General features: G+C 35.9%; 26 protein-coding genes. 23 read left to right on the top strand and 3 right to left on the bottom strand.

Annotated elements, in window-relative coordinates:
* The first annotated feature begins 188 nt into the window (after positions 1 to 188).
* The 4 genes from RE409_RS23655 to RE409_RS30785 all read left to right on the top strand — a co-directional run bounded on the left by RE409_RS23655 (position 189) and on the right by RE409_RS30785 (position 2,739).
* Positions 189 to 1,121, top strand: a complete 933-nt coding sequence (locus RE409_RS23655; RefSeq protein WP_309558177.1) for an ABC transporter ATP-binding protein — start codon at positions 189 to 191, stop codon at positions 1,119 to 1,121.
* The gene (locus RE409_RS23650) at positions 1,118 to 2,074 is read left to right on the top strand and encodes an ABC transporter permease (protein WP_309558176.1); all 957 of its coding nucleotides are present in this window, start codon (positions 1,118 to 1,120) and stop codon (positions 2,072 to 2,074) included. The genes RE409_RS23655 and RE409_RS23650 overlap by 4 nt, the downstream gene beginning before the upstream one ends.
* A gap of 239 nt (positions 2,075 to 2,313) precedes the next feature.
* A complete protein-coding gene (locus RE409_RS23645; RefSeq protein WP_201186787.1) occupies positions 2,314 to 2,520 on the top strand; it encodes a hypothetical protein in 207 nt (68 codons plus the stop codon).
* A gap of 15 nt (positions 2,521 to 2,535) precedes the next feature.
* Complete coding sequence (locus RE409_RS30785; protein ID WP_277951008.1) at positions 2,536 to 2,739, top strand: DUF4030 domain-containing protein; 204 nt, start codon at positions 2,536 to 2,538, stop codon at positions 2,737 to 2,739.
* Positions 2,740 to 2,941: 202 nt separating this feature from the next.
* On the opposite strand, the gene RE409_RS23640 is transcribed toward RE409_RS30785, so the two are convergent.
* Positions 2,942 to 3,373 (bottom strand): DUF5391 family protein, encoded by a 432-nt coding sequence (locus RE409_RS23640; protein ID WP_201186782.1) that lies wholly within the window; start codon positions 3,371 to 3,373, stop codon positions 2,942 to 2,944.
* 542 nt (positions 3,374 to 3,915) lie between these two features.
* Here RE409_RS23640 and RE409_RS23635 point away from each other — a divergent pair.
* The 4 genes from RE409_RS23635 to RE409_RS23620 all read left to right on the top strand — a co-directional run bounded on the left by RE409_RS23635 (position 3,916) and on the right by RE409_RS23620 (position 5,948).
* Positions 3,916 to 4,152, top strand: a complete 237-nt coding sequence (locus RE409_RS23635; protein WP_201186780.1) for a DUF3953 domain-containing protein — start codon at positions 3,916 to 3,918, stop codon at positions 4,150 to 4,152.
* A gap of 144 nt (positions 4,153 to 4,296) precedes the next feature.
* Entirely contained in the window at positions 4,297 to 4,950 is a 654-nt protein-coding gene (locus tag RE409_RS23630; protein ID WP_201186778.1) for a hypothetical protein, read from the top strand.
* 249 nt (positions 4,951 to 5,199) lie between these two features.
* Positions 5,200 to 5,340, top strand: a complete 141-nt coding sequence (locus RE409_RS23625) for a hypothetical protein (protein ID WP_201186776.1) — start codon at positions 5,200 to 5,202, stop codon at positions 5,338 to 5,340.
* An 86-nt stretch (positions 5,341 to 5,426) separates the two neighbouring features.
* Positions 5,427 to 5,948: a GrpB family protein gene (locus tag RE409_RS23620; RefSeq protein ID WP_201188062.1), complete on the top strand. Its 522-nt coding sequence runs from the start codon at positions 5,427 to 5,429 to the stop codon at positions 5,946 to 5,948.
* A gap of 237 nt (positions 5,949 to 6,185) precedes the next feature.
* On the opposite strand, the gene RE409_RS23615 is transcribed toward RE409_RS23620, so the two are convergent.
* Positions 6,186 to 6,365: a small acid-soluble spore protein H gene (locus RE409_RS23615; protein WP_053347758.1), complete on the bottom strand. Its 180-nt coding sequence runs from the start codon at positions 6,363 to 6,365 to the stop codon at positions 6,186 to 6,188.
* A 427-nt stretch (positions 6,366 to 6,792) separates the two neighbouring features.
* Here RE409_RS23615 and RE409_RS23610 point away from each other — a divergent pair, with 427 nt between their 5' ends.
* The 12 genes from RE409_RS23610 (at position 6,793) to RE409_RS23555 (ending at position 16,192) form a co-directional block, all read left to right on the top strand.
* Positions 6,793 to 7,335 (top strand): DinB family protein, encoded by a 543-nt coding sequence (locus RE409_RS23610; RefSeq protein ID WP_309558174.1) that lies wholly within the window; start codon positions 6,793 to 6,795, stop codon positions 7,333 to 7,335.
* Positions 7,336 to 7,697: 362 nt separating this feature from the next.
* A complete protein-coding gene (locus RE409_RS23605; RefSeq protein ID WP_056520161.1) occupies positions 7,698 to 8,732 on the top strand; it encodes a LacI family DNA-binding transcriptional regulator in 1,035 nt (344 codons plus the stop codon).
* 84 nt (positions 8,733 to 8,816) lie between these two features.
* Positions 8,817 to 9,590, top strand: coding sequence for a sugar phosphate isomerase/epimerase family protein (locus RE409_RS23600; RefSeq protein WP_309558173.1), 774 nt, complete (start codon positions 8,817 to 8,819; stop codon positions 9,588 to 9,590).
* Positions 9,577 to 10,533: a sugar kinase gene (locus tag RE409_RS23595; protein ID WP_201222969.1), complete on the top strand. Its 957-nt coding sequence runs from the start codon at positions 9,577 to 9,579 to the stop codon at positions 10,531 to 10,533. The genes RE409_RS23600 and RE409_RS23595 overlap by 14 nt, the downstream gene beginning before the upstream one ends.
* A complete protein-coding gene (locus tag RE409_RS23590; RefSeq protein ID WP_053347753.1) occupies positions 10,530 to 11,819 on the top strand; it encodes an MFS transporter in 1,290 nt (429 codons plus the stop codon). Before RE409_RS23595 ends, RE409_RS23590 begins: the two co-directional genes overlap by 4 nt.
* Positions 11,816 to 12,448: a 3-hexulose-6-phosphate synthase gene (hxlA, locus tag RE409_RS23585; RefSeq protein ID WP_201186768.1), complete on the top strand. Its 633-nt coding sequence runs from the start codon at positions 11,816 to 11,818 to the stop codon at positions 12,446 to 12,448. Before RE409_RS23590 ends, hxlA begins: the two co-directional genes overlap by 4 nt.
* The gene (gene hxlB, locus RE409_RS23580) at positions 12,445 to 12,996 is read left to right on the top strand and encodes a 6-phospho-3-hexuloisomerase (RefSeq protein WP_201222971.1); all 552 of its coding nucleotides are present in this window, start codon (positions 12,445 to 12,447) and stop codon (positions 12,994 to 12,996) included. The genes hxlA and hxlB overlap by 4 nt, the downstream gene beginning before the upstream one ends.
* 86 nt (positions 12,997 to 13,082) lie before the next feature.
* Entirely contained in the window at positions 13,083 to 13,256 is a 174-nt protein-coding gene (locus RE409_RS23575) for a hypothetical protein (RefSeq protein WP_157444338.1), read from the top strand.
* Between the two features lie 295 nt (positions 13,257 to 13,551).
* A complete protein-coding gene (locus RE409_RS23570; RefSeq protein ID WP_309558171.1) occupies positions 13,552 to 14,382 on the top strand; it encodes an STAS domain-containing protein in 831 nt (276 codons plus the stop codon).
* 436 nt (positions 14,383 to 14,818) lie between these two features.
* Positions 14,819 to 14,965 (top strand): hypothetical protein, encoded by a 147-nt coding sequence (locus tag RE409_RS23565; protein WP_201222975.1) that lies wholly within the window; start codon positions 14,819 to 14,821, stop codon positions 14,963 to 14,965.
* 17 nt (positions 14,966 to 14,982) lie between these two features.
* Complete coding sequence (locus RE409_RS23560) at positions 14,983 to 15,867, top strand: DMT family transporter (RefSeq protein ID WP_201250374.1); 885 nt, start codon at positions 14,983 to 14,985, stop codon at positions 15,865 to 15,867.
* A gap of 109 nt (positions 15,868 to 15,976) precedes the next feature.
* Positions 15,977 to 16,192, top strand: a complete 216-nt coding sequence (locus tag RE409_RS23555) for a hypothetical protein (RefSeq protein WP_309558170.1) — start codon at positions 15,977 to 15,979, stop codon at positions 16,190 to 16,192.
* Between the two features lie 332 nt (positions 16,193 to 16,524).
* Here RE409_RS23555 and RE409_RS23550 read toward each other — a convergent pair whose 3' ends face one another.
* On the bottom strand, positions 16,525 to 17,169 hold the full coding sequence (locus RE409_RS23550) for a hypothetical protein (RefSeq protein WP_309558169.1): 645 nt from the start codon (positions 17,167 to 17,169) through the stop codon (positions 16,525 to 16,527).
* Positions 17,170 to 17,309: 140 nt separating this feature from the next.
* Between RE409_RS23550 and RE409_RS23545 the strand changes: the two genes are divergently transcribed.
* From RE409_RS23545 to RE409_RS23535, 3 genes are all read left to right on the top strand, one after another.
* On the top strand, positions 17,310 to 17,582 hold the full coding sequence (locus RE409_RS23545) for a hypothetical protein (RefSeq protein WP_201253991.1): 273 nt from the start codon (positions 17,310 to 17,312) through the stop codon (positions 17,580 to 17,582).
* 595 nt (positions 17,583 to 18,177) lie between these two features.
* Entirely contained in the window at positions 18,178 to 18,630 is a 453-nt protein-coding gene (locus RE409_RS23540; protein ID WP_201186753.1) for a GNAT family N-acetyltransferase, read from the top strand.
* A gap of 638 nt (positions 18,631 to 19,268) precedes the next feature.
* Positions 19,269 to 20,597: an amidohydrolase family protein gene (locus tag RE409_RS23535; protein WP_201188056.1), complete on the top strand. Its 1,329-nt coding sequence runs from the start codon at positions 19,269 to 19,271 to the stop codon at positions 20,595 to 20,597.
* The last annotated feature ends 259 nt before the right edge of the window (positions 20,598 to 20,856 follow it).

Here is a 20,856-nt window from a genome sequence, read left to right as displayed (position 1 = left end):
GAAACATTTGAATAAGATAATACTTTTATAATAGATTATCTTCACTAGATCTATTTTTTCTATGTTCATTCACCTAAGAGACTATGTTATAGACAATATGGAAAAATATCAGCATAGCAATAATATGCATAATATGGTAATATTACATTTGTGTGATTTTGGTAAATATACAAAAAGGAAGGTATTATATGAATGAAACAGTTCTTAAGGTCCAATCCTTAACTAAAAAAATTGGAAAAGCCACCATTGTAGATAATGTTAGCTTTGAAATAAAAAGCAAGGAAATATTTGGTTTGCTCGGTCCCAATGGAGCTGGTAAAACCACTATTATTCGTATGATTACAGGTCTTATTAATCGTACGGGCGGTACAGTCATGATTAATGGATATGACCTCGATAAAGATTTTGAAGGTGCCATGAATCAATTAGGTGCCATTGTTGAAAATCCAGAATTCTATAAATACATGACAGGCAGAAAAAATATCCTTCACTATGCTCGTATGTCACCTAATAAAATATCTATTGAGCGAATTGAAGAAGTAATAAAGCTTGTTAAATTAGATCATGCCATAGATAAAAAGGTTAAAACATATTCATTAGGAATGCGTCAGCGCCTTGGTGTAGCACAAGCAATTTTGCATAAACCGTCTTTACTGATTTTTGATGAACCAACTAATGGCTTAGATCCACAAGGGATTCGCGAGTTTCGTGATTATTTGAAGGTACTGGCAAGTGAGGGCGTGGGTATTTTAATTTCATCGCATTTACTATCAGAAATGCAATTAATGTGTGATAGCTTTGCCGTTATTGAAAAGGGAAAACTCATACATACGAAAGAACATATTGTAGATGAAAAAACTGAAACAATTAGTGAAGTTCTTTTTACTGTCAGTGATGGAGGGCTAGCTAAAAAAATCCTTCAAGAACAGTTTGGTAATATACCTATTCTTAAATATGAGGCGAATTCAATTTCTGTATCAGCCACACGTGAACAAACGGCTAGTATAAACAGAAGTTTTAATGGTAATCAATTAGATGTTTATGAAATAGGCATTACTAGAAAATCACTAGAAGATAAATTCTTTGAAATAACTGAGCAGGAAATGAGGGAGTCTGTATGATGTCCTTGATAAGAAATGAATGGATGAAAATCTTTTCAAAAGGATCTACATATTTGTTTATCGTTTTTCTTTTATTGGCAGCTGTAGGAACAGCGTTGATTGATTATAAACTAAATCCAGTCGAATCAAGTAAAGATTGGAAGCAAGAGTTACAAGCAGAAATACAAGAACAGCAGAATGATTTAAAAACTTCTAAAATTAGTGAAGATGAAAAGTCCGCGATAATGGAAGAAATCGATTTAAATAAACAACTTTTAGACGCTAATATAAACCCTGACTTGCGTACGAACTGGACGTATATGGCAAACTGGACTACATCATTAACATCATTTGTTACTCTATTTGTTGTGATTGTTTGCAGCTCCTTAGTTTCATCTGAATTTTCAGATGGCACCATTAAGCAATTGTTAATCAGGCCTTATAAACGTTGGAAAATTCTCCTTTCTAAATATATAACATCACTACTATTTGCAGCGTTATTACTTGTGAGTCTATTTATATTCAGTTATATAGTAGGAATTTTATTCTTTGGAAATGGGTCGTATTCAGATAAAATTCTAGATCCTGCATCTTTTGGTTTTAGTCCTGTAATAGTAGGCGATTATTTTGTTGATATGATGGTTTATTGGATACCAGGATTTTTAGTTATCACAACCATTGCTTTCATGTTAAGCACATTATTTAAAAGCCAAGCACTTGCAGTAGGCGTTTCAATATCTATTTTATTTGCTTCAACTCCTTTAAATTTAGTTATACAGTCACTTATTGAAAAAAATGAGTGGTTAAAGTTCGTCTTATTCCCTCATCTCAATTTAAGAGGTTACATTTCTGAATCGTTCTCAATGTTTGAGGGAGCAACTCTTGGATTTTCTATAAGTGTACTAGCAATCTATTACCTTATCTTCTTAGCATTAACCTTTTTCTTCTTTCAAAAGAAGGATATTTCAAACTAAGATTTTTCCATTTATAAATAGAATGAACCGAAATCGATCTTTGATTTCGGTTTTTCTTATTAAGACAAAGGGCGTTAATAAAACAAGAACATTGAGAATTTATACCAAATTCATTTCGTTTTATATTATGCTTGAAGAAAAAGGAATGTAATGAATGAGGATGGTGTTTTAGATTGGGGTTATTTTTTGAAAAAAGGGCAAAGAAAAGTACAAAATCATTTATTATAATAAAAATCTTAATGAGCCTAGCAATATTGTTCGTGTTGGTAATGGGCTTTATCAATGATTTTGATTTCTATTTTGTTATGTTCTTTACCTTATTAGGGGTCAATTCAGTAATAGATGGGATTGAAAGTTATTTTCAAAAAGAAGATAAGCGGGTCTATCTATTAAATTACGGATTTGCGGTTATATACATTATTTTATCATTTCAATTTTCGGGGTAACTTTTTCTTGTTGAGCTGATAGGCCAGGATAAATTTGATTATTTACCGATTTCTATAGAGACAACTTTGTCATCTTCTGATTCAGAATCAGAAAAGATTGTTGAAGCCATTGAAGAAACAGTTCAAGATTATCTTAACTCAGAGAAAGTAAAGAATATAATTAAAAACGATCAATATGAGATCAATATTTATAGCAACAAGGGAAAAAAATTAAATTAATACCCGCTGAAGACATCTTGAATAATCGATTTCCCATTCCACACAGAAAATCTCTAAATAGTTATTAATCTAACAGGTGCGATTCTTCATTAATAAGGATCGCCTTTTCTTATGCAGTTAACGGAGCAGGATAATTAAGAATAAATATAAGCATATAAAAAGCTCTCCATTATGAAGAGCATTTATTGTAGGCTTTTTGCTTTTAAGGTAATACGGTTTGATTTGGATTATTCTTAGCTGAAGGTGAACGAAAAGCTATGAAGAACCATAAAATATTTACAATTATTGCAGCAAGACAAAGACCTGTGATACTAGCAATATATATAGCGCTAATGTCTTTAAATTTTGCTATTACTAAAACTGCTACAATTATTGTGGAATTTATCAGTAGACCGCCGCAACAAAACAAGGCTAAAACGAATCTCATTATATCTATACCTATCCAATATATTATTAAGGGCAATAGATAAAAAACAAGTATCATTCCTATTGATATCCACATTCCTGAAGACCCGAATTGATTAGCATTCGGTCCTAAATCTGCAAGCGGGGATAGTGAGATTGTAATCAATAAAACACAAAAAAGGACTGCTGAAAGCATAGTCATAAAAATAATTCCCTTTCTTTTTCTCATAATATTTCACTTCCTTTAATGTTTTCATTTTATGGGTTTATAAAATGTTAAAATTACCCATTCAGTGTATCGTAACATAACTGGAATGTATTTACACCTTAAAATTTATTAGCAGTCTTATTTTATAATGGGTGCTTTATTTCAATGAGAAGTAAAGCCTTTTTCTATTCAACTAACCCGGCAGCATTAGTTGAATAACAGTCCTTTATTAAGCTAAAAGGTTAATTAGAAATTAATATAATTGGAACTTTATCCAATTATATCCGTAAATATCTATTGGAAGATCATGAAAGGGGCTCCTAGGTATAAAAAAATTGGTTTGTTAATGGGGCTAGTAGGGTTATCGTTGTTTCTAGTAGGAATTTATATATCCCAATGGACACTTTTTGGCATAGTGATTGGAATTGGTGGGGGAAGTATAATGGGGACTAGTTCGGTAAAATTTTCTAATTAGTTATTGTAGTAGCTTAGGCCCTTTTATTATATAGGATAGCTTTTTTATTCTAGTATAACGGGTTAATATGGAAGGTCGGTGGGGTACCTTGTTAAAAATATTAAGAATCGTTTTTTCTATAATAGTTCTTACTTTATCAGGATATGGTTTAATCACTAAAAATTTCGAGCTATCTTCATATATGATTTTTTTCTTAGGAGCGTTAATGTTGGTGACAGGATTAGCCGAGCTTCAAAAAGATAGAAAAAGATTTTGGGGGTATATGAGTATTATTGCCTCTTTATATGCTTTCTTTGTTTCTATACAGGGGTTTTTATTGAACTAAGGGGCAGGAGATTTTTTTTTGATATATATCCTTTTAGGAAATTACATGTTAAATTTACACTGTGTTGTTACAAGATAAATAAGATAATAAAACCTGTTGTAAGAAGTGTTCTGAATAATAGTAAATGAATAGGTGTGGTTCATATTGATAAAAGATAAAAAATATATATATTTTGCTCTCATTTTTTTATTTGTGTCTATGGCATTAAATTTCCCTTTCCCACATGAAAGTCCTTATGGTGAAACAGTTGCTTTGGTTTTAAATATACCTGTTGAATCAGTAAATGGATTACAGTATATAGGAATTACATCATTAATTTTTTTAATAATGAGCTTATTTTTTCTTGTGAAATCATTGGGAAAATATCATGGTAGATTTGTAGTGCTGGCTATTATGGTTGCAATGATTACTCCTCCTTTCTTAGCCAGTTCGTTTCAAAAATATTTTGCAACTGGCATTTACGCCATTTCCTATGAACGTGATATAAGTAGTTGCAGTTTTGAAATGACCAATGAGACAATATTGCATGGGGAATGCGAACTTCCTTTTGAAAACTACAGCAAGGATGATGCACAATTCACTATTGAATTTTTTGACGAGTACGAAGATGATGTGAAAATGATTTCACTTATGAATACCGATTCTCCATATGAGGTAAGATTAAGAGGAAAAGAGCGTAAAAGGGTGAAAATCGATACTGATATTGATGTATCACAGATGGAAAGTCATATTGAAAGTGGCGATTTATGGAATATGAATATTATCATTAAGTCGGGGGAAAGAATCAGAAAATTATGAGGCTATATGAATATACCTACACTAGTTTTCTATTAGTTTTCGTAAATTATAGGGACATAACAAATTTTTTGACCGTCTGAAAGAGTGCAGATAGTACATGATTTAAAAATTCTATTTCAAGAACACTATTCGTTAAGAAGAACGAAGGATTCTGAAGGTATACTCTTATAGCAAAAAAGTCTAGATTAATGAGTATTATAGACTTACCTTATAAAACCTCCTATTAAGAAAATGATAGGAGGTTTTTTTATGTTAATGCTCGAAGCTAAGCTTATTGAAAAATCGGAACTACATAAGCTTTCTCTTTTGGACCCATTGGATGGTCTGCGCACTTCAAAATCCACTTTTTCTGCCCAAAACCCTTTAGATCTTTGTTGGTCTTCAATATAGACGGTATCTGTATGAAGATAGATAAGATCAGCCGAGCTAATATATTGTAAAATAAAAAATGGGAAATATATGAGGAGGGATTAAAAATAAGAAAAGTTGAAGTAACTGAATATAATAACCAATGGACTTCTATGTATAAGGAAGAGGCTAATGTAATACATAAGATTTTTGGGCCTGAAATAATTGAAATTCATCATATAGGAAGTACTTCTGTTTACGGACTAAAGGCAAAGCCTGTTATTGACATAATGCCTGTGGTAAGAAAAATCCATCTAATAGATGAGTTTAACAAGAATATGTTAGGGATTGGTTATGAGCCGAAAGGAGAAAACGGATTATATGGACGTAGGTTCTTTCAAAAAGGAGGAGATAACCGAACTCATCACGTTCATATTTATCAATTAGGCAATCCCGGAATTGAACGTCATCTTGCTTTTCGAAATTACTTACGAGAAAATCCTTCTGCTGCAGAAAAATATGGTGATCTTAAAGAGGAATTGTCATATATATTTCCTTACGATATGGATTCGTACATCAAAGGAAAAGAAAAGTTATTATTGGAAATTGAACGAAAAGCCTTATCTTGGTATCGGAGTTCAAGAGGATGACTACATATTTATAAATAAAGGGACTTTTCTTAAGTTAATAAAGTATATAAGTTCTTTATTTAATAATGATATAACGGAAGGGGTAGTTTTACTTCAAGTAACGTGGCAGTTTATTGAAAAGGCTCTAATTAAGGAGATGGATTGTTAAAGAAGAAGATGGCAACTGAACTTAATCTAAAATGAAACCACCACCCGAAGGTGAAGGTTTCTTATTGTATCGAGGAAATACACGACAAATTACTGTTCTTCTAAGATGGTTACAGAAACACTTTGTTTATTATTTGGTTCATCAAGGGAATGGATTGTAGCTATTCCATTCTGTTCATCCACATGCTCAATGTAGATACTTTCCCCATTATAGGTCACATTAGCCATAATTGGCGAAGAAGCAATTTCTTCTGCTCGTTGTGCGTTCATTTTAGCCACCTCCTTTGGATTTGCAACTGTAATAATATTTGTTCCAAATTTCTAAAATATACATGTTGTAATTGAAATGCTTCCAAGTTAAGAAAACATAGAACTAAGATTAGATATGGATGGTTCCTAAAATACCAGGGGGTTCACTAGGACCCTATTAAGGTTTTTTTCAAATGTCCAGTTCTTCAAAGTGATGAGATAGATGACTATTAAACGATAGACTTGAATATGACCTCTTATTTAATGAACGGGGGCTTAAGTTTAAAGTAGGGGTTGCTGCGGCAACTCTTTTCTTATTGTGCTAACGTGGCCGTTTAGTTTTACACTCTTTCAACTTGGTATCAAAGGGGGATATGGAAGAATATTATTTAAGGTAACAACGTAAGAAAAGGGTAGAAAAAAATCTTAAAACAAAGGAGAGTTAAACATGAAAGAAAAACAACCAGAAACAAAAGAAATGAATTTAACATCGCTCATGAAAGACTATGCGAACTACAACCTCTGGGCAAATGCCCAATTGATAGATTGGCTGAAAACAAAGCCATCTGAAATAATAGAACAGAAAATACCTTCGAGTTTTCCGAGTATCAATTGGACACTCAAGCATGTTTCTGATGGTGAGAAATTTTGGTTGGAAGTGTTAAAGCAGGAGTCAACACCGGATATAGGGGTTTTCAGTGATCGATCATATAAGACTGTCGAAGAGGTGTTTAAAATGATTGTGGACAATTCCAAAGAACTGGCCCTATATGTGAATTCACTTACCGAAAGTTCAATAACAAAAGATTGCCATGTGGAAACTCCATGGTTTAATGAAACCCGTCCAAGATTTGAATATATTCTCCATGTAATGAATCACAGTACCTATCATCGAGGGCAAATTATAACTATTGGACGAAATATTGGTTTAACCGATGCTCCTATGACAGATTTTAATATTTACAATTTTTTTGGAAAGTCCGCCACATGAATGCTTCTTATCATATTTAACTATTAATCTGCGGATAACTTATTTTTAAGCTAATGGTGGTGTTAGTTTAACTAAACAAATTAAGGAAGTCGATACTTTAACGTACACTAATCGGCTTTTTTAGGTTGAAAACTTGCTTTCATTGAAGATCCGGCTGCCCTCTGGCCGCTTTTTTTGTTTGTGCAACTACCTGAAAATAAACTTTTTAAAAAGGAAAACTAAAGAATACAAGTGATTTAATGTAATGTTCTTTTTTAAATTCGAAAGAGTATTATGATTGAAAATAGATTGACATTCATTGGTAATGTGTTAATATTTATAAAAATGGAACCGGTACCAAAATTCGCGAATGGATGAATGAAATGGTTAAACGAGAAAATTCAAAAGTTACAATTTACGACGTCGCTAGAGAAGCTGGTGTCTCAAAAACCTCGGTTTCCCGCTATTTAGGGGGGAGATATGATGAGCTCTCTGACAAAACCCGCAAGAAAATCGAGCTGGCAATCAACAAAATGGAGTACCGCCCCAGTACCATGGCCAGGGGGCTTAAAAGCAATAAGAGTTATTTGATTGGAATTATAGTTGCAGACATTAACAATCCATACACGACGGCTATCCTTCGTGGGGCTGAAGATATATGCAGCCAGAACGGTTATAATCTGATGATTTGCAACTCGGATAATAATCCGGTTAAGGAAAGAGGATATTTTGAAATGCTTCTATCCCATCGTATTGATGGGCTTATTATTCATACAACCGGCGGAAATCACGACATGTTAAAACAGATGCAAGACCAGAAGACGCCGATTATCTTGCTGGATCGGAAAGTACCTGATCTTGAAATTGATACTGTAGGCTTGGATAATTTTCAGGCCACTTCGCAAGCGGTCAATTATTTGGTCAACCAAAACTATGAACGAATAGCGTTTTTCAGCGAACCAGCAAGCAAAGTAAGTACCCGGTATGAACGGCGGCTATCCTTTCAGCAAACGTTATTGAGCCACGGTCATCCGAGTTCAAAAGATGTTTATGAGGTAAATGTCGACGATTTAAATGATGTAGATTCCAAGCTTCAGCACTTTTTAGATGACTCAGAAGGCAAGGCACGAGTTATATTAACCGCAAATAGTGTGGTGCTATTAAAATTAATTTTGCTTTTACAAGAAAAGAAACTGTCGGTTCCAAAAGATTTAGCAATGATTGGCTTTGATAATCCAGAGTGGAGTACGATTGTTTATTCAGGAATTACAACAATTGAACAGCCTACGTATCAAATCGGGGTGGCTGCTATGGAAATGATATTGCGTCGTATTGACGGGCACGAGTCTCCAGCCCAAACAATGGCGTATCAAGCGAAACTGAACATAAGACAAACAACGCCTTATATCCAGAAATAAGTCTTCTAAGAAAGGAAGTCTTATTTCATCACAAAATGGTACCGATACCATTTTGATGAAAACGCATTCATTAGGAGGAATAATATGAAAGTCTTTGTATGCATGAATTCAATACCATTAGAAATACTTCAAACACTCGGGCATCTTGAAATCATAAAATCAATCTCATCCGCTGGAGCAGATGGAATCGAAATCAGAAGAGAGCTATTGGGCCCAGATGATTCATTGAAAGAATTAGGTGCCTTATGCAGAGAGCTTAACTTAGACATTTATTATTCTGCTCCTGAATGTCTGATCGGCCCTCACTATCAAATGGATGAGCAACGTTTTAAGCAACTGGCTAGGGAAGCGGATGAACTGGGAGCTGAATTGCTAAAGCTGCCTCTAGGACACTATCATTTCACGGAAACTGATATGACTCAAGTAAATAAGGTTTTAGTAGAAGAGATGCAAAGCCACAGTGGATTAAAGATTACCATCGAAAACGACCAAACGCTTGAAGGTGGAAATTTAAATCGAATCGCTCATTTTCTGAACCGTTCTGAGAAGTTGGACATTCCGATTCGATTGACTTTTGATATGGGCAACTGGCTGTACACAGATGAGGTTCCAATGAAGGCTGCACAAGAGTTAGGGAGATATGTTGTCTATGTTCATTTGAAACAGGTGAAGAGGGAGAAAGAGGAATGGATAACTGAGCCGATTTCATTGCCACTGCAGTCTGATGTGAATGAGTTATTAGAAAGGTTAAGTGGTACCTATCCGAGAGCGATAGAATTCCCAGTAACCTTGGAAAATGTAGCAACCTATATTTCACATATGAAAATGGAACAGGGGGTTAACCATGAGCGAGCTTAAAGTATTAACGATGGGAGAGGCAATGGCGATGTTCATAGCGGATGAGCCGGGGAGCCTTGAAGACTGCTTAAGTTATAAACGATCTGTGGCGGGGGCGGAAACCAATGTAGCCATTGGCTTGTCAAGGTTAGGAATCAGGACTGCATGGATGAGCAAGGTCGGAAATGATTCATTCGGGCGAATGATTATGAAAACGCTCACAACTGAAGGAGTAGATGTCTCGAATATTTTAGTGGATGAGCTAAATCCAACAGGGTTCCAGTTGAAATCGAAAGTCGAAAAAGGAGATCCGGTCGTTGAATACTTTAGGAAGAATTCAAGCGCCAGTAAGATTTCCCTAGAGGATTTTCCATTAGAACAGCTCCCTTTAACTCAGCACCTGCATTTAACAGGGATACCGCCTGCCATTTCAGGTAGTTTCAGAGATTTGTCGTGGCAAGTGTTGAATCATCTGAAACAAAAGGATGTAACCATATCATTCGATCCAAATCTTCGTCCTACCCTCTGGTCGAATGAGAGGGAGATGATTAACGTCGTCAATCAGTTTGCAGAAAAGGCGGATTGGCTGCTTCCCGGAATTCAGGAGGGAGAAATTCTAACAGGATATGGCAACAAAGAGGATATCGCCAGTTATTATCTAGAACGAGGGGTTAAGCTTGTGGTGATTAAACTGGGGGAAGAAGGAGCCTATCTTGCTACAGAAAATGAAAGGAAACAGGTGCCCGGTTTTACTGTCACGAAAGTGGTTGATACAGTTGGGGCGGGAGACGGGTTTGCTGTCGGGGTAATCAGCGCATTATTGGAAGGGTTGTCATATGAAGAAGCTGTTGTACGAGGAAATGCGATAGGAGCAAAAGCCGTGATGTCTTCTGGAGATCATGAGGGGTTTCCTAATATGGTAGAGCTAGAACACTTTATGAAAAAAGGAGTGCTTCAATCATGAAATCTGCTCAATTACAGGTAGCTTCGAGGAAAAGGTGGATGAGATTAATCCCTTTGGTGTTCATCACATACAGTCTCGCCTATCTCGACCGTGCCAACTATGGATTTGGTGTAGCAGGAGGGATGGGGGAAGACCTCAATATTACAGCAGGAGTATCTTCCTTTCTGGCCGCCTTATTTTTCCTTGGTTATTTCTTTTTCCAAGTTCCTGGCGCACATTACGCGGAAAAGAAAAGTGCAAAGAAACTTATTTTCTGGAGTTTGATTCTCTGGGGAGGACTAGCCACATTAACGGGAATGGCGACAAGTGTGGAGTGGTTATATCCCATTCGCTTCATGCTGGGAGTAGTTGAAAGCGCTGTTATGCCTGCGATGCTCGTTTTCTTAAGCCACTGGTTTTTAAAAGAAGAACGTTCTCGTGCCAATACCTTTTTGATTTTAGGAAATCCAGTTACTGTATTATGGATGTCGATACTTTCCGGTTATTTATTGAAGGCATTTGACTGGAGATGGCTGTTCATAATTGAAGGACTTCCGGCTGTCCTGTGGGCGTTTATCTGGTATAAGCTTGTTAATGACCGTCCAAAAGATGCTAAATGGCTTACGGATCAAGAAAAGAAAAATATGGAGTCTGTCCTTCAAGAAGAACAGGCTGCATTAAAGCCTGTAAAAGATTATCGTGAAGCTTTTAAATCAAAGCAGGTCATCGTACTCAGCATCCAATACTTTACGTGGAGTATTGGAGTATATGGGTTTGTTATGTGGCTGCCATCTATTATTAAAAAGGCATCCCATATGGATATTGTAGCAACGGGCTGGTTATCATCCGGGCCTTACTTGTTAGCTGTTATTTCGATGCTGACATTATCCTATTTTTCAGATAAAACATTAAATCGAAAAACGTTTGTTTGGACATCGCTGCTTGTAGGGGCGGTCGCATTTTTCGGATCCTTCATGATCGGTACATCGAATTTCTGGCTTTCATATGCTCTGTTGGTCATTGCTGGCGGTGCTATGTATGCCCCTTATGGCCCTTTCTTTGCCATCATTCCTGAAATTCTTCCGCGGAATGTGGCTGGAGGAGCAATGGCCCTAATTAATAGTATGGGGGCGCTTGGTTCATTTGTAGGTGCCTATTTTGTTGGATATTTGAACGGCTTAACTGGAGGGCCAGGAGCATCCTATATTTTTATGGCCGGTTCCTTATTGATTTCAGCTCTGCTCACATTGACGGTTAAAAAGCCTGTGGTTGCATCAGTCGAGCAAAGGGAGGTAGTTTCGTCATGATCATTCAGCTAGCACTGGACCGCATGAACATGAAGGAAGCCATTGAAATGGCTCGAACCGTGGAATCCTCTATTGATTGGATAGAAGTAGGAACTTCTCTTATTAAAGAGTTTGGAACGACTAGTATTAAAAAAATGAAAAATCAATTTCCGGATAAAAAAATCGTTGCAGACATGAAGACGATGGACAATGCGGCTTACGAAATGGATTTATGTTTTGAGGAGGGTGCAGATGTTGCTACGGTGATGGGAGCTGCACCCGATGTAACCATACAAAAATGCCTGGAAAAAGCGCGTGAATACAAAGGTCAGATCATGATAGATTTATTGAATGTACCTGATTCCCGGTTTGAACAATTACAGATATACAATCAGGCAGTGTTTTGTGAGCATGTAAGTAAGGATAGCCAGGAGATCGCTGATCATGCCGTTGCCAAAATGAGAAAGCAGGCTGGATTAATAAGAGCAGTAGCAGGGGGGATTACACTTGCAACCTTGCCAGAAATGATCAGGCAGGGTCCAGATGTTATTATTATTGGCTCGGCGATTACAAAAGCAAAAGATCCAGCAGAAGCTGCTCGTCTGTTTAAGGAAACGATAAATATGGTGAAAGGTGTGAATGAAGCTTGAAAAAGGAAATCTCGATTATTTTAGAAGAAGTGAACGGTGTTTTTAACAAAATGGATGTAGGAGCAACGGAATTGCTCCTGCAGCAGATACAGCCTGCTACTAGAGTTTTTATTGTAGGTGAAGGACGATCGGGGTTTATGGCTAAAGCCTTTGCGATGCGATTGATGCATCTTGGCTTAAACGTTTTTGTAGTCGGGGAAACGATTACACCTTCTCTTGCGAAAGGAGATCTAATCATAGCCATTAGCGGGAGTGGTTCTACGAATAGTGTGATTTCCGTTGCTGCAAAAGGTAGAGACATCGGATGCAAGGTGATTTCCATTACTACGAATAATCAATCGGATTTAGCGAATGTTTCTAATGAGGTTCTGGTGATTCCGGCTGCAACGAAAAATCGTTTAAACCATGAAACGAAAAGTGTCCAGCCTTTAAGTTCATTGTTTGATCAGTGTGTACATGTTTTGTGTGATGCAGTATGCCTAAATTATTCATTAAGCCAGTCTATAAGCCATGAATTAACTTATTCCAAGCATAGTAATGTAGAGTAGAGTGAAGGCTAGCCCCTTCATTGAGGGCCAGCCATCATACATACTTCTTCCATGTTTAGACATCCTAAACATTGGAGGTGAAAAACTTGGATAATTCAGATTCTAAAAAGGTCGAACAGAATAATAAAAATAAGCAGAGTAGTAAAGTCGGAAGTCTTGAATATACAACAGAACAACTTATGAACGGGATGAATGGAATTCAAGAAGCATATCTCACTAATATGGATGATGATGATGAAAAAGAAACACCTAATAAATAATGATTGTAAGTAAGCATAGCTATATAGTTATGCTTACTTAATTTTGTTCTTCTTTGTATGGAATCCTCCGAAATCCAGAGTGAATACGTACACTAGCTTATTGGAAATAAGCTGACACTACCAAGCTAATAAAAAATTATTATGACTCGTTAATGAGAGGTTCCGATTAGATTCGGAACCTTTTTTTAGCTTTAAAGGGAACCTTCTAATTAAGAAGGAAAAAACTTCGCCAATAGAGAATGTATTAGTAACAAAAATCACAGGGGGAAATGTGCCAAAAAGGGAGTGGAGAATAGTGAGTTTTTCTTTAAATGAGGAAGATAAAATAATGGAATTCCTTGTGCAAAACAAAAGTGAGGTGGAGGAACAGCTTTTGTCGGAAGCAGTTAATGTCAGAGAGAAAATTGAAGAAATCTTGTTGATTGGAAATGTCGACCTTTTGAATAATGCACATAAGCTGATCCGTTATATCGTGGAGCAGAATGAGGATGATATGATTGCCTTTGCCGAAAGAGAAGGAGTAGTCTGGGCAACTTATTCCTTAACTCTCTCGTTCAAATTGGAATGGATCCAAGCTATCCGAAGAACGCTGTGGAATTTTCTTTATGAATTTGAGAAATTAAAAGATGTGTTTAACGATTCGAAAGTCTTTTTCGATTTAGAGAAAAAAGTAAACGAAAAGGTTGATGTTTTCCTTAAATATTTTTTTATCAGTTATTCTGATTATAAAGACAAATTGATTCTAGCTCAGCAAAACTTGGTAGAAAATCTATCTGTTCCTATCATTCCAATCACTCCCTCTACCTGCGTTCTTCCGTTAATTGGATCGATCGATGAATCGCGTATGCGTATAATCGAGGAAAAGGTATTGATGGAAATAGGTAAACTGAAGATTCAAATCTTGATCCTGGATTTATCTGGTATTCTTGAAATGGAGGTTGAGATCATTAATCAATTAATGAAGATTCTCGATGGGACCTCGATGATGGGGTGTAAAGCTGTGATTACTGGATTACGCCCAGAAATTGTTACAAAAATGATTCGTGCAGGGCTTTGTTTCGATAATAAAGCAGAGATAAAGGGGACGCTACAGCAGGCCTTAAGGGATTATATGGTTGTGAGTTAAATCGTAACAGTTAAAGGTCGCCATGTAGTGGTGACTTTTTTTTGTAGGTAATATGGAATATAAAGGGAGGTTCTTTATTGCTTTTTGTCGAACTGAAGTAATTAGATATAAATAGGAAGGAGGTATAACACATAATGTATTGCACTGTGTACTGCAAGGAAGGGAACAGTTTGGGTACTGAGCAAATCCAAGCTGTGAAAATTAACCATTGTTCAGTTGGCAGCTTTAGTTGATAAAGGAGAAACTACATCCGTTAACCTACTTCAAGAGTATATAATGAGAATTGTTAAATACAATAAAAATGGGCCAACACTTAATTCTATTTTAGAATTAAGCCCCAGATATAATATACATAACCGAATGACTGGATTTAGAACAAAAAGCCTCGGCACTTTGTAGGAAATTATTGATAGAACCCGCCTAGGCTAAATAATTAATGAAAGGTATGGAAGATGATATTGTGACAGTCTTGCCGCGCAATAACCTGGATAGATTAGTAATTCTAGAACAAATGTGGGCCAATATTGTCACGCGCGATGGCATGCCTGAGAAAGATAGCATGACCAGCTTACTATTGAAATGAAGAAAGGAAAATTAAAAATGAATAGAAATGCACTATTCCAACTCTCTTTGGCTATGACCATATTTGGAACTGTCGGTTTTTTCTCTGAACTCACAGGCCTTCCGGCAATGGAACTGGTTTTTGTTCGTTGCATTTGTGCTGCAGTATTCTTATGTACTGCTTGGGTAATGACAGGGAATTATAAGAAAGAGATATGGAATTTCAAAGAGACACCTTTGATCATTCTCTGTGGGGGAACCAACTTATTAAACTGGATATTCCTCTTTAAATCGTTTGAATTGATATCCGTGACGATTGCTATTTCACTTTATCATTTAGCTCCTATGATTGTTCTTATTATAGGGAGCTTCATCTTTAGAGAGAAATTGACATTGTTCTCTATCGTAGCAATCTTTCTATGTTTCATAGGAACATTATTTATTATGGGAACAGATGGGTTCCGTTCATCATCTCCTGAATGGGAAGGAATTATATATGGAGTGCTTGCGGCCCTTTTCTATGCAGCTACAATGATTTTAGGAAAGAGCATTACAAAGACAAGTGTGTATGCCACTACTTCTCTTCAAATGTTTATAGGTATTCTATTACTAGTTCCGTTTATTGATTTTTCAACCTACACAGTCCTACATTCAGCGGAGTGGTTTTATGCCATTTTCACTGGTATCGTTCATACAGGAGTTGTGTACCTTTTGTTTTTTAATAGTATTCGTCACCTGCCTACAAACATAGTCTCTTTTATGATTTTTGTAGACCCGTTTGTTGCTATACTTTTAGATATCTTGATTACTGGATTTCATCCAGATTTGCTTCAATGCCTTGGAATTTTATTAATTTTCAGCGGATTGTTTTATGTACTTAAGGCTCCTAAAACCCTTACAGAATCCGAAAACAAGGTTATGTAGAAGAGTAGGGCAGACACTGTATGATTAGAGTGCAATTGAAGATAGTCACCACACAGTCATTATAGTGAGTTGCAAAAGCAGGTATAACTTTTGAATAAGGAGATGAATTATGTTTAGGGTAATCTTAGAATTACTTCGCATCGTAGCTATCATTTTTATTCTTGGAAGTTTAATGGGAGCTTTAGTTAACTTAATCTATAGAAATCGTCTTCAATTTTCAGGGTTTTATAAAGGTAAAGGAAAAGAAAAACTCTCAAATAAAATAAGTATTTTCTTAATTTGCTTTTCAATGTTAATGATAACGATTGCTCCCTTATTTCGCTAACTAGTGCTTTACTTCAATAATGAAGGTTGCTGCGGCAGCCTTTTTCTTATTGAGAGCTACAGGGCTGGTAAATGGATAAAGTTTAATAATAAAATTCAAGTAAAAGTTATTTTCCTTTGTGTTTATAAATGAAGTGAAAAGGATGTTTTGGGGAACGCTTGTTGGACTATGTAGTCTGCTATGTCTTATGCTAGGCATAAGGGATAATAACAAGATACATAAAGAAGAAGGCTTGGTAGTGGCGAAGATTGCGAAGTTTATGATGCTAATTAAAAGGGTTTATCAGTGATACAGACTGATAAACCTCTACATTCATATTATTGAACATCTAATCACTTTTCTTTCTTTAATGTTAAAGAGCGTTTCCATGAACCATTCCATTTAAATCCAATAGGGTGTCCGGCAACTATAACACCTAGCACATATATGTCTTCAACAGTTATGTTAGCAGTATCTTTTGTACTGTTCTTTTTACTGAAGGATTTCTTCCCATCTTTATGTAACCAGTCAACTTCTAAATTAATACCAGTCAAGTAAGAATCGTATTCAGAAACTGATACAAACTGAGGTTTTTTATTAACCAATTTATATTTATATTTATATTTAATTCGAATATTCTTGTATGAACCTAGTATAATTTTCCCGTTTTGAATTGGTGCCCACCAGCTGAGAAGTTTTGAGCCATTCTTTGTAGTAGCAAAAGTTTGCATTCTACCGGTGTATTCTTCATCTTCAGAAATTAAAATTTCTTCATTAACTTCAACTTCATCTTCTTCTTGAAGACCTTTTACGAATTCTTCAAATTCTTCTGTTGTATCAAACTCTAATTCTGTTGGATTAATAGTTTCTGTTGAATCATTCAAGTCAACTGTTTCGAAACCATAAGTTTTTTCTAATTGGTTGATTTCAGCATTAATGTCCTGTTGAGTGGATGATGATTCTGCGAAAGTTTGAATAGGATTAGCTATCCCGAGCATAAATAAAGTAAAAACACATATGATGCTTGAAAACTTTTATTACCCACTAATAAAATATGATAGTATGAAACTATAATAATATTAACATAATTTCAAAAAAATAAACAAAATATGCAATTAAATACAATAGGTGGTAAAAAATGTTTTACAAGAAATTGTTCTTAATTAGTTTGGCTGTGACTATTGTTGCAGCATTCGTGTTACCACAAATCGGCAATGGATACGGGATACCTTTGAATTGGATAATCTATAAAGGTGATGGAGAGGTCACAAATATTCTACAAATATTTCAGTATAAGATTTTTAAACACACACAGATTAAATTAGGTTTACTTGTACTAAATACTCTCATGCTATTTGCAGCTTTAAGTATAATATTTAAACTATATACGAAAATGGACAAAGCAAGGTAGGAACAGTGTATAACATCGAATGCCGAAACTAATTTTAAAAGTCTAAATTGGAAACTTCCTTTAATAGAAAGGGGTTTTATAAGATGAAAGTAAAGTAGCAATATCACTTTTTTATACCATTTTTGGTGTACTGGATATTCTTCTTATTAAGGTTATACCTGCAATATTTATTCTATTTACTATTGAGTAAAACTTCACAGAAATGATAGTACTATAAAAGGTTAATCAAATCGTAAAATTAGTTTAATTAACCTTTTCATTTATAAAAAAAATCATGTAATTATATATACTTGATGATTAATCTTAGTATAAACCCCAACTCAAAGTTCTAATTTCCAATCGACCTATCCTACTTCTACAGCTGTGCTTAGTATGCTTCTTACGGTTAAGCACACATTCCCAATAAGGTACAAGTACTCTAATTTTGGTACTTTCTTATTGGGAATGAAGTTTTGGTTGGCGGTATGTAAAGTATGGATAGTTGATTAAGGAAAAGTCATCAATGTAAATAATTTATTAAAATTTAATCATTATCTAATCGTTAGGTATGATGATTGTTACTAAAGTACCTTATCTTAAATCTTGGAGGGGTAGTATGGTTAAATTTAGAATGGCCACAGCAAAAGACCTAAATGAAATTGTACAAATGCTTGCGGATGATGAATTGGGGAGGACGAGAGAACGTTACGAAAATCCTCTTCCTGAAAGCTATCTAAAAGCATTTGAATCAATTGATTCAGACCTGAATAATGAATTGATTGTTGCGTGCCTTGGTGAAGAAATTGTTGGTGTTCAACAGATTACTTTTACTCCATATATTACACATCAAGGTGGTTGGAGAGCTACTATTGAAGGGGTTCGAACGGCATCTACAGAACGGGGAAAAGGGATAGGAACCCAATTAATCCTATGGGCAATCGAGCGTGCAAAAGAGCGTGGCTGTCATATTATTCAGCTAACAACTGATAAAAAGCGAGAAGAAGCGCTGCATTTTTATGAACGTTTAGGATTTAAAGCGACTCATGAGGGTCTAAAAATGAAGCTTTAATTCAACTAATGGGACAATTTTTCAATAAAGAAGGTACGAACGTTTACTCTTTGTTAAAATCAATTTAATAGAGGTCGCAAATGAAGTTATCGCAGCCTACGGCAACTTGAAGAAAGTTTTTATTTGAAGGGTATTTATGGAAAAATCATATTGTTCTTGAACTAACGGATGCTTTACTTTAAAATCGGAGCTGTCATTGTGATAGCTTTTTTTGTTGTTTGAAGTGTTTTTTTTGAAAGTTCCATGTGGATTTGGAAGTTTCAAGTGAGTTTCTAAACCGTTCGTAAAAGTACATCTTAGCGAATTTTGGAACAGAATTTTTACTCTAGAACAGACGAAGAATCTGATGGATCCGGATGATGTGGCAGATATCAATTGTGGAAAGGTCACAGCCTAGAAAATATTTAATTGTAGAATAAGTAGTAATTATAACTATATGGGTGAGGATATTCGTATAGACAGTTATCTGTCGTTTACTAATTATATGGAGAGAATAATAAGTGTGGTAGAAAAGAACATTTGCTAATGTTATCTGCAATAGACTTGGCAAATCATAGCTTGGAAGGCATACAGAGGATTATCAAAGTAGCTTTTTAATAAAGCTGAATAGAAACAAGTTTTTCTAATGATACGTAATAATTTTGGAGGAAATACAAATGAAGACGATTTTTATTAACGGTACCTTTTTTACTATGGACAAGGAAAATCAAATCTTTGAAAACGGCATGATGATTGTGCAAGATCAACTCATATCCTACATCGGACCGCATTCTGAAGAGCAATTGGCAGATGCAGATCAAGTGGTCAACCTTGGCGGAAAATGGATTATGCCAGGCCTTGTGAATGCTCATTCGCATATTGTGATGACCCTTTTACGAGGGATCGGAGACGACATGTTGCTGAAGCCCTGGTTGGAAACGAAAATATGGCCGATTGAGAGCCAGTTTACAACAGAAATCGCCTCTGTAAGTACTCAGCTTGGCATTTTGGAAATGTTAAAATCAGGAACAACTACATTTTCGGATATGTTTAATCCTAATGGAATAGATGCGGGTGCTGTTATGGAGACGATAGGCGAAACAGGAATGCGCGGAGCCTTTTCCTACACGATTTTTAGCTTAGGTACGGAAAAAGAACAAAAGGCGAATCTCGCGGGGGCTGAGCAGTTTTCTAAAAACTATAAAACGTTTGCCGATGGCCGCCTGACTACCATGGTCGCGCCACATAGCCCGTATGCTTGTACGCCTGAGGCGATTGTTGAGAGTGCACGGATTGCTAAAGAGAATGATTTGATGGTGCACATTCACGTTTCGGAAACGGATTTTGAGATTCTGGACATTGAAAAGCGATACGGATTTCGTCCTGTCGAGCACCTTCGCCGTTTAGGTCTCTTCGATCAACCAACCGTGATGGCCCATGGAGTGGTTCTCAACGATGAAGAGCGAGCGATATTAAAACAGCATGATGTAAGGGTTGCCCATAATCCAATTAGTAATTTGAAGCTGGGATCTGGGATTGCAGATATTGTCAGTCTTTTGGATGCCGGGATTAAAGTGGGGGTTGCAACAGATGGCGTAGCTTCCAATAACAACTTCGATATGTTCGAGGAAATGAGAACGGCTGCATTGCTTCAAAAAGGCATTTATAAAGATGCCACCAAATTCCCTGCTCAAACGGCACTGGCCATGGCAACAAGAATGGGAGCCGAAGCGATTGGCATGGGCCATACGGGTTCTTTGGAAGTAGATAAAAAAGCAGATTTCATTTCTATTTATCCTTATAATAAAGAGCATCTACAACCGCTTAGTGAAGCATATTCGCATTTGCTTTATGCGGCACGCGGAAATGATGTATGTGATGTATACATTGATGGTAAGATGGTTGTAAAAGACGGCTGCAGCTTAACGATTGATGAAGAAAAAGTAATTGCCGAAGTGAATCGATTGCAGGGTACCCTTTCACGATAAAATAAAAAAAACCTGTAATTACCATGATGTTCAGTTTATTAAAAGTTTTATTTACCGGATATCTGATACCATATTGGAAGGGAAGTAAGATTTTAACGAACTTAAACTGATCAAAATGAACAAACGGTTGCTTTATTTCGGTAAAGGAGGTTGCTGAGGCAGCCTCTTTTCAAATGCAACTAAAGGGGCAGTTTCGCTTTTAAAAAACTATACCTAGAATAGATTGGTTGTTAGAATTTAACTAATGACAAAGGAGGTA

The sequence above is a fragment of the Peribacillus sp. R9-11 genome (genome assembly GCF_031345095.1).
Lineage (GTDB): Bacteria > Bacillota > Bacilli > Bacillales > DSM-1321 > Peribacillus > Peribacillus butanolivorans.
This window is presented reverse-complemented; position numbering and strand designations above follow the sequence as displayed.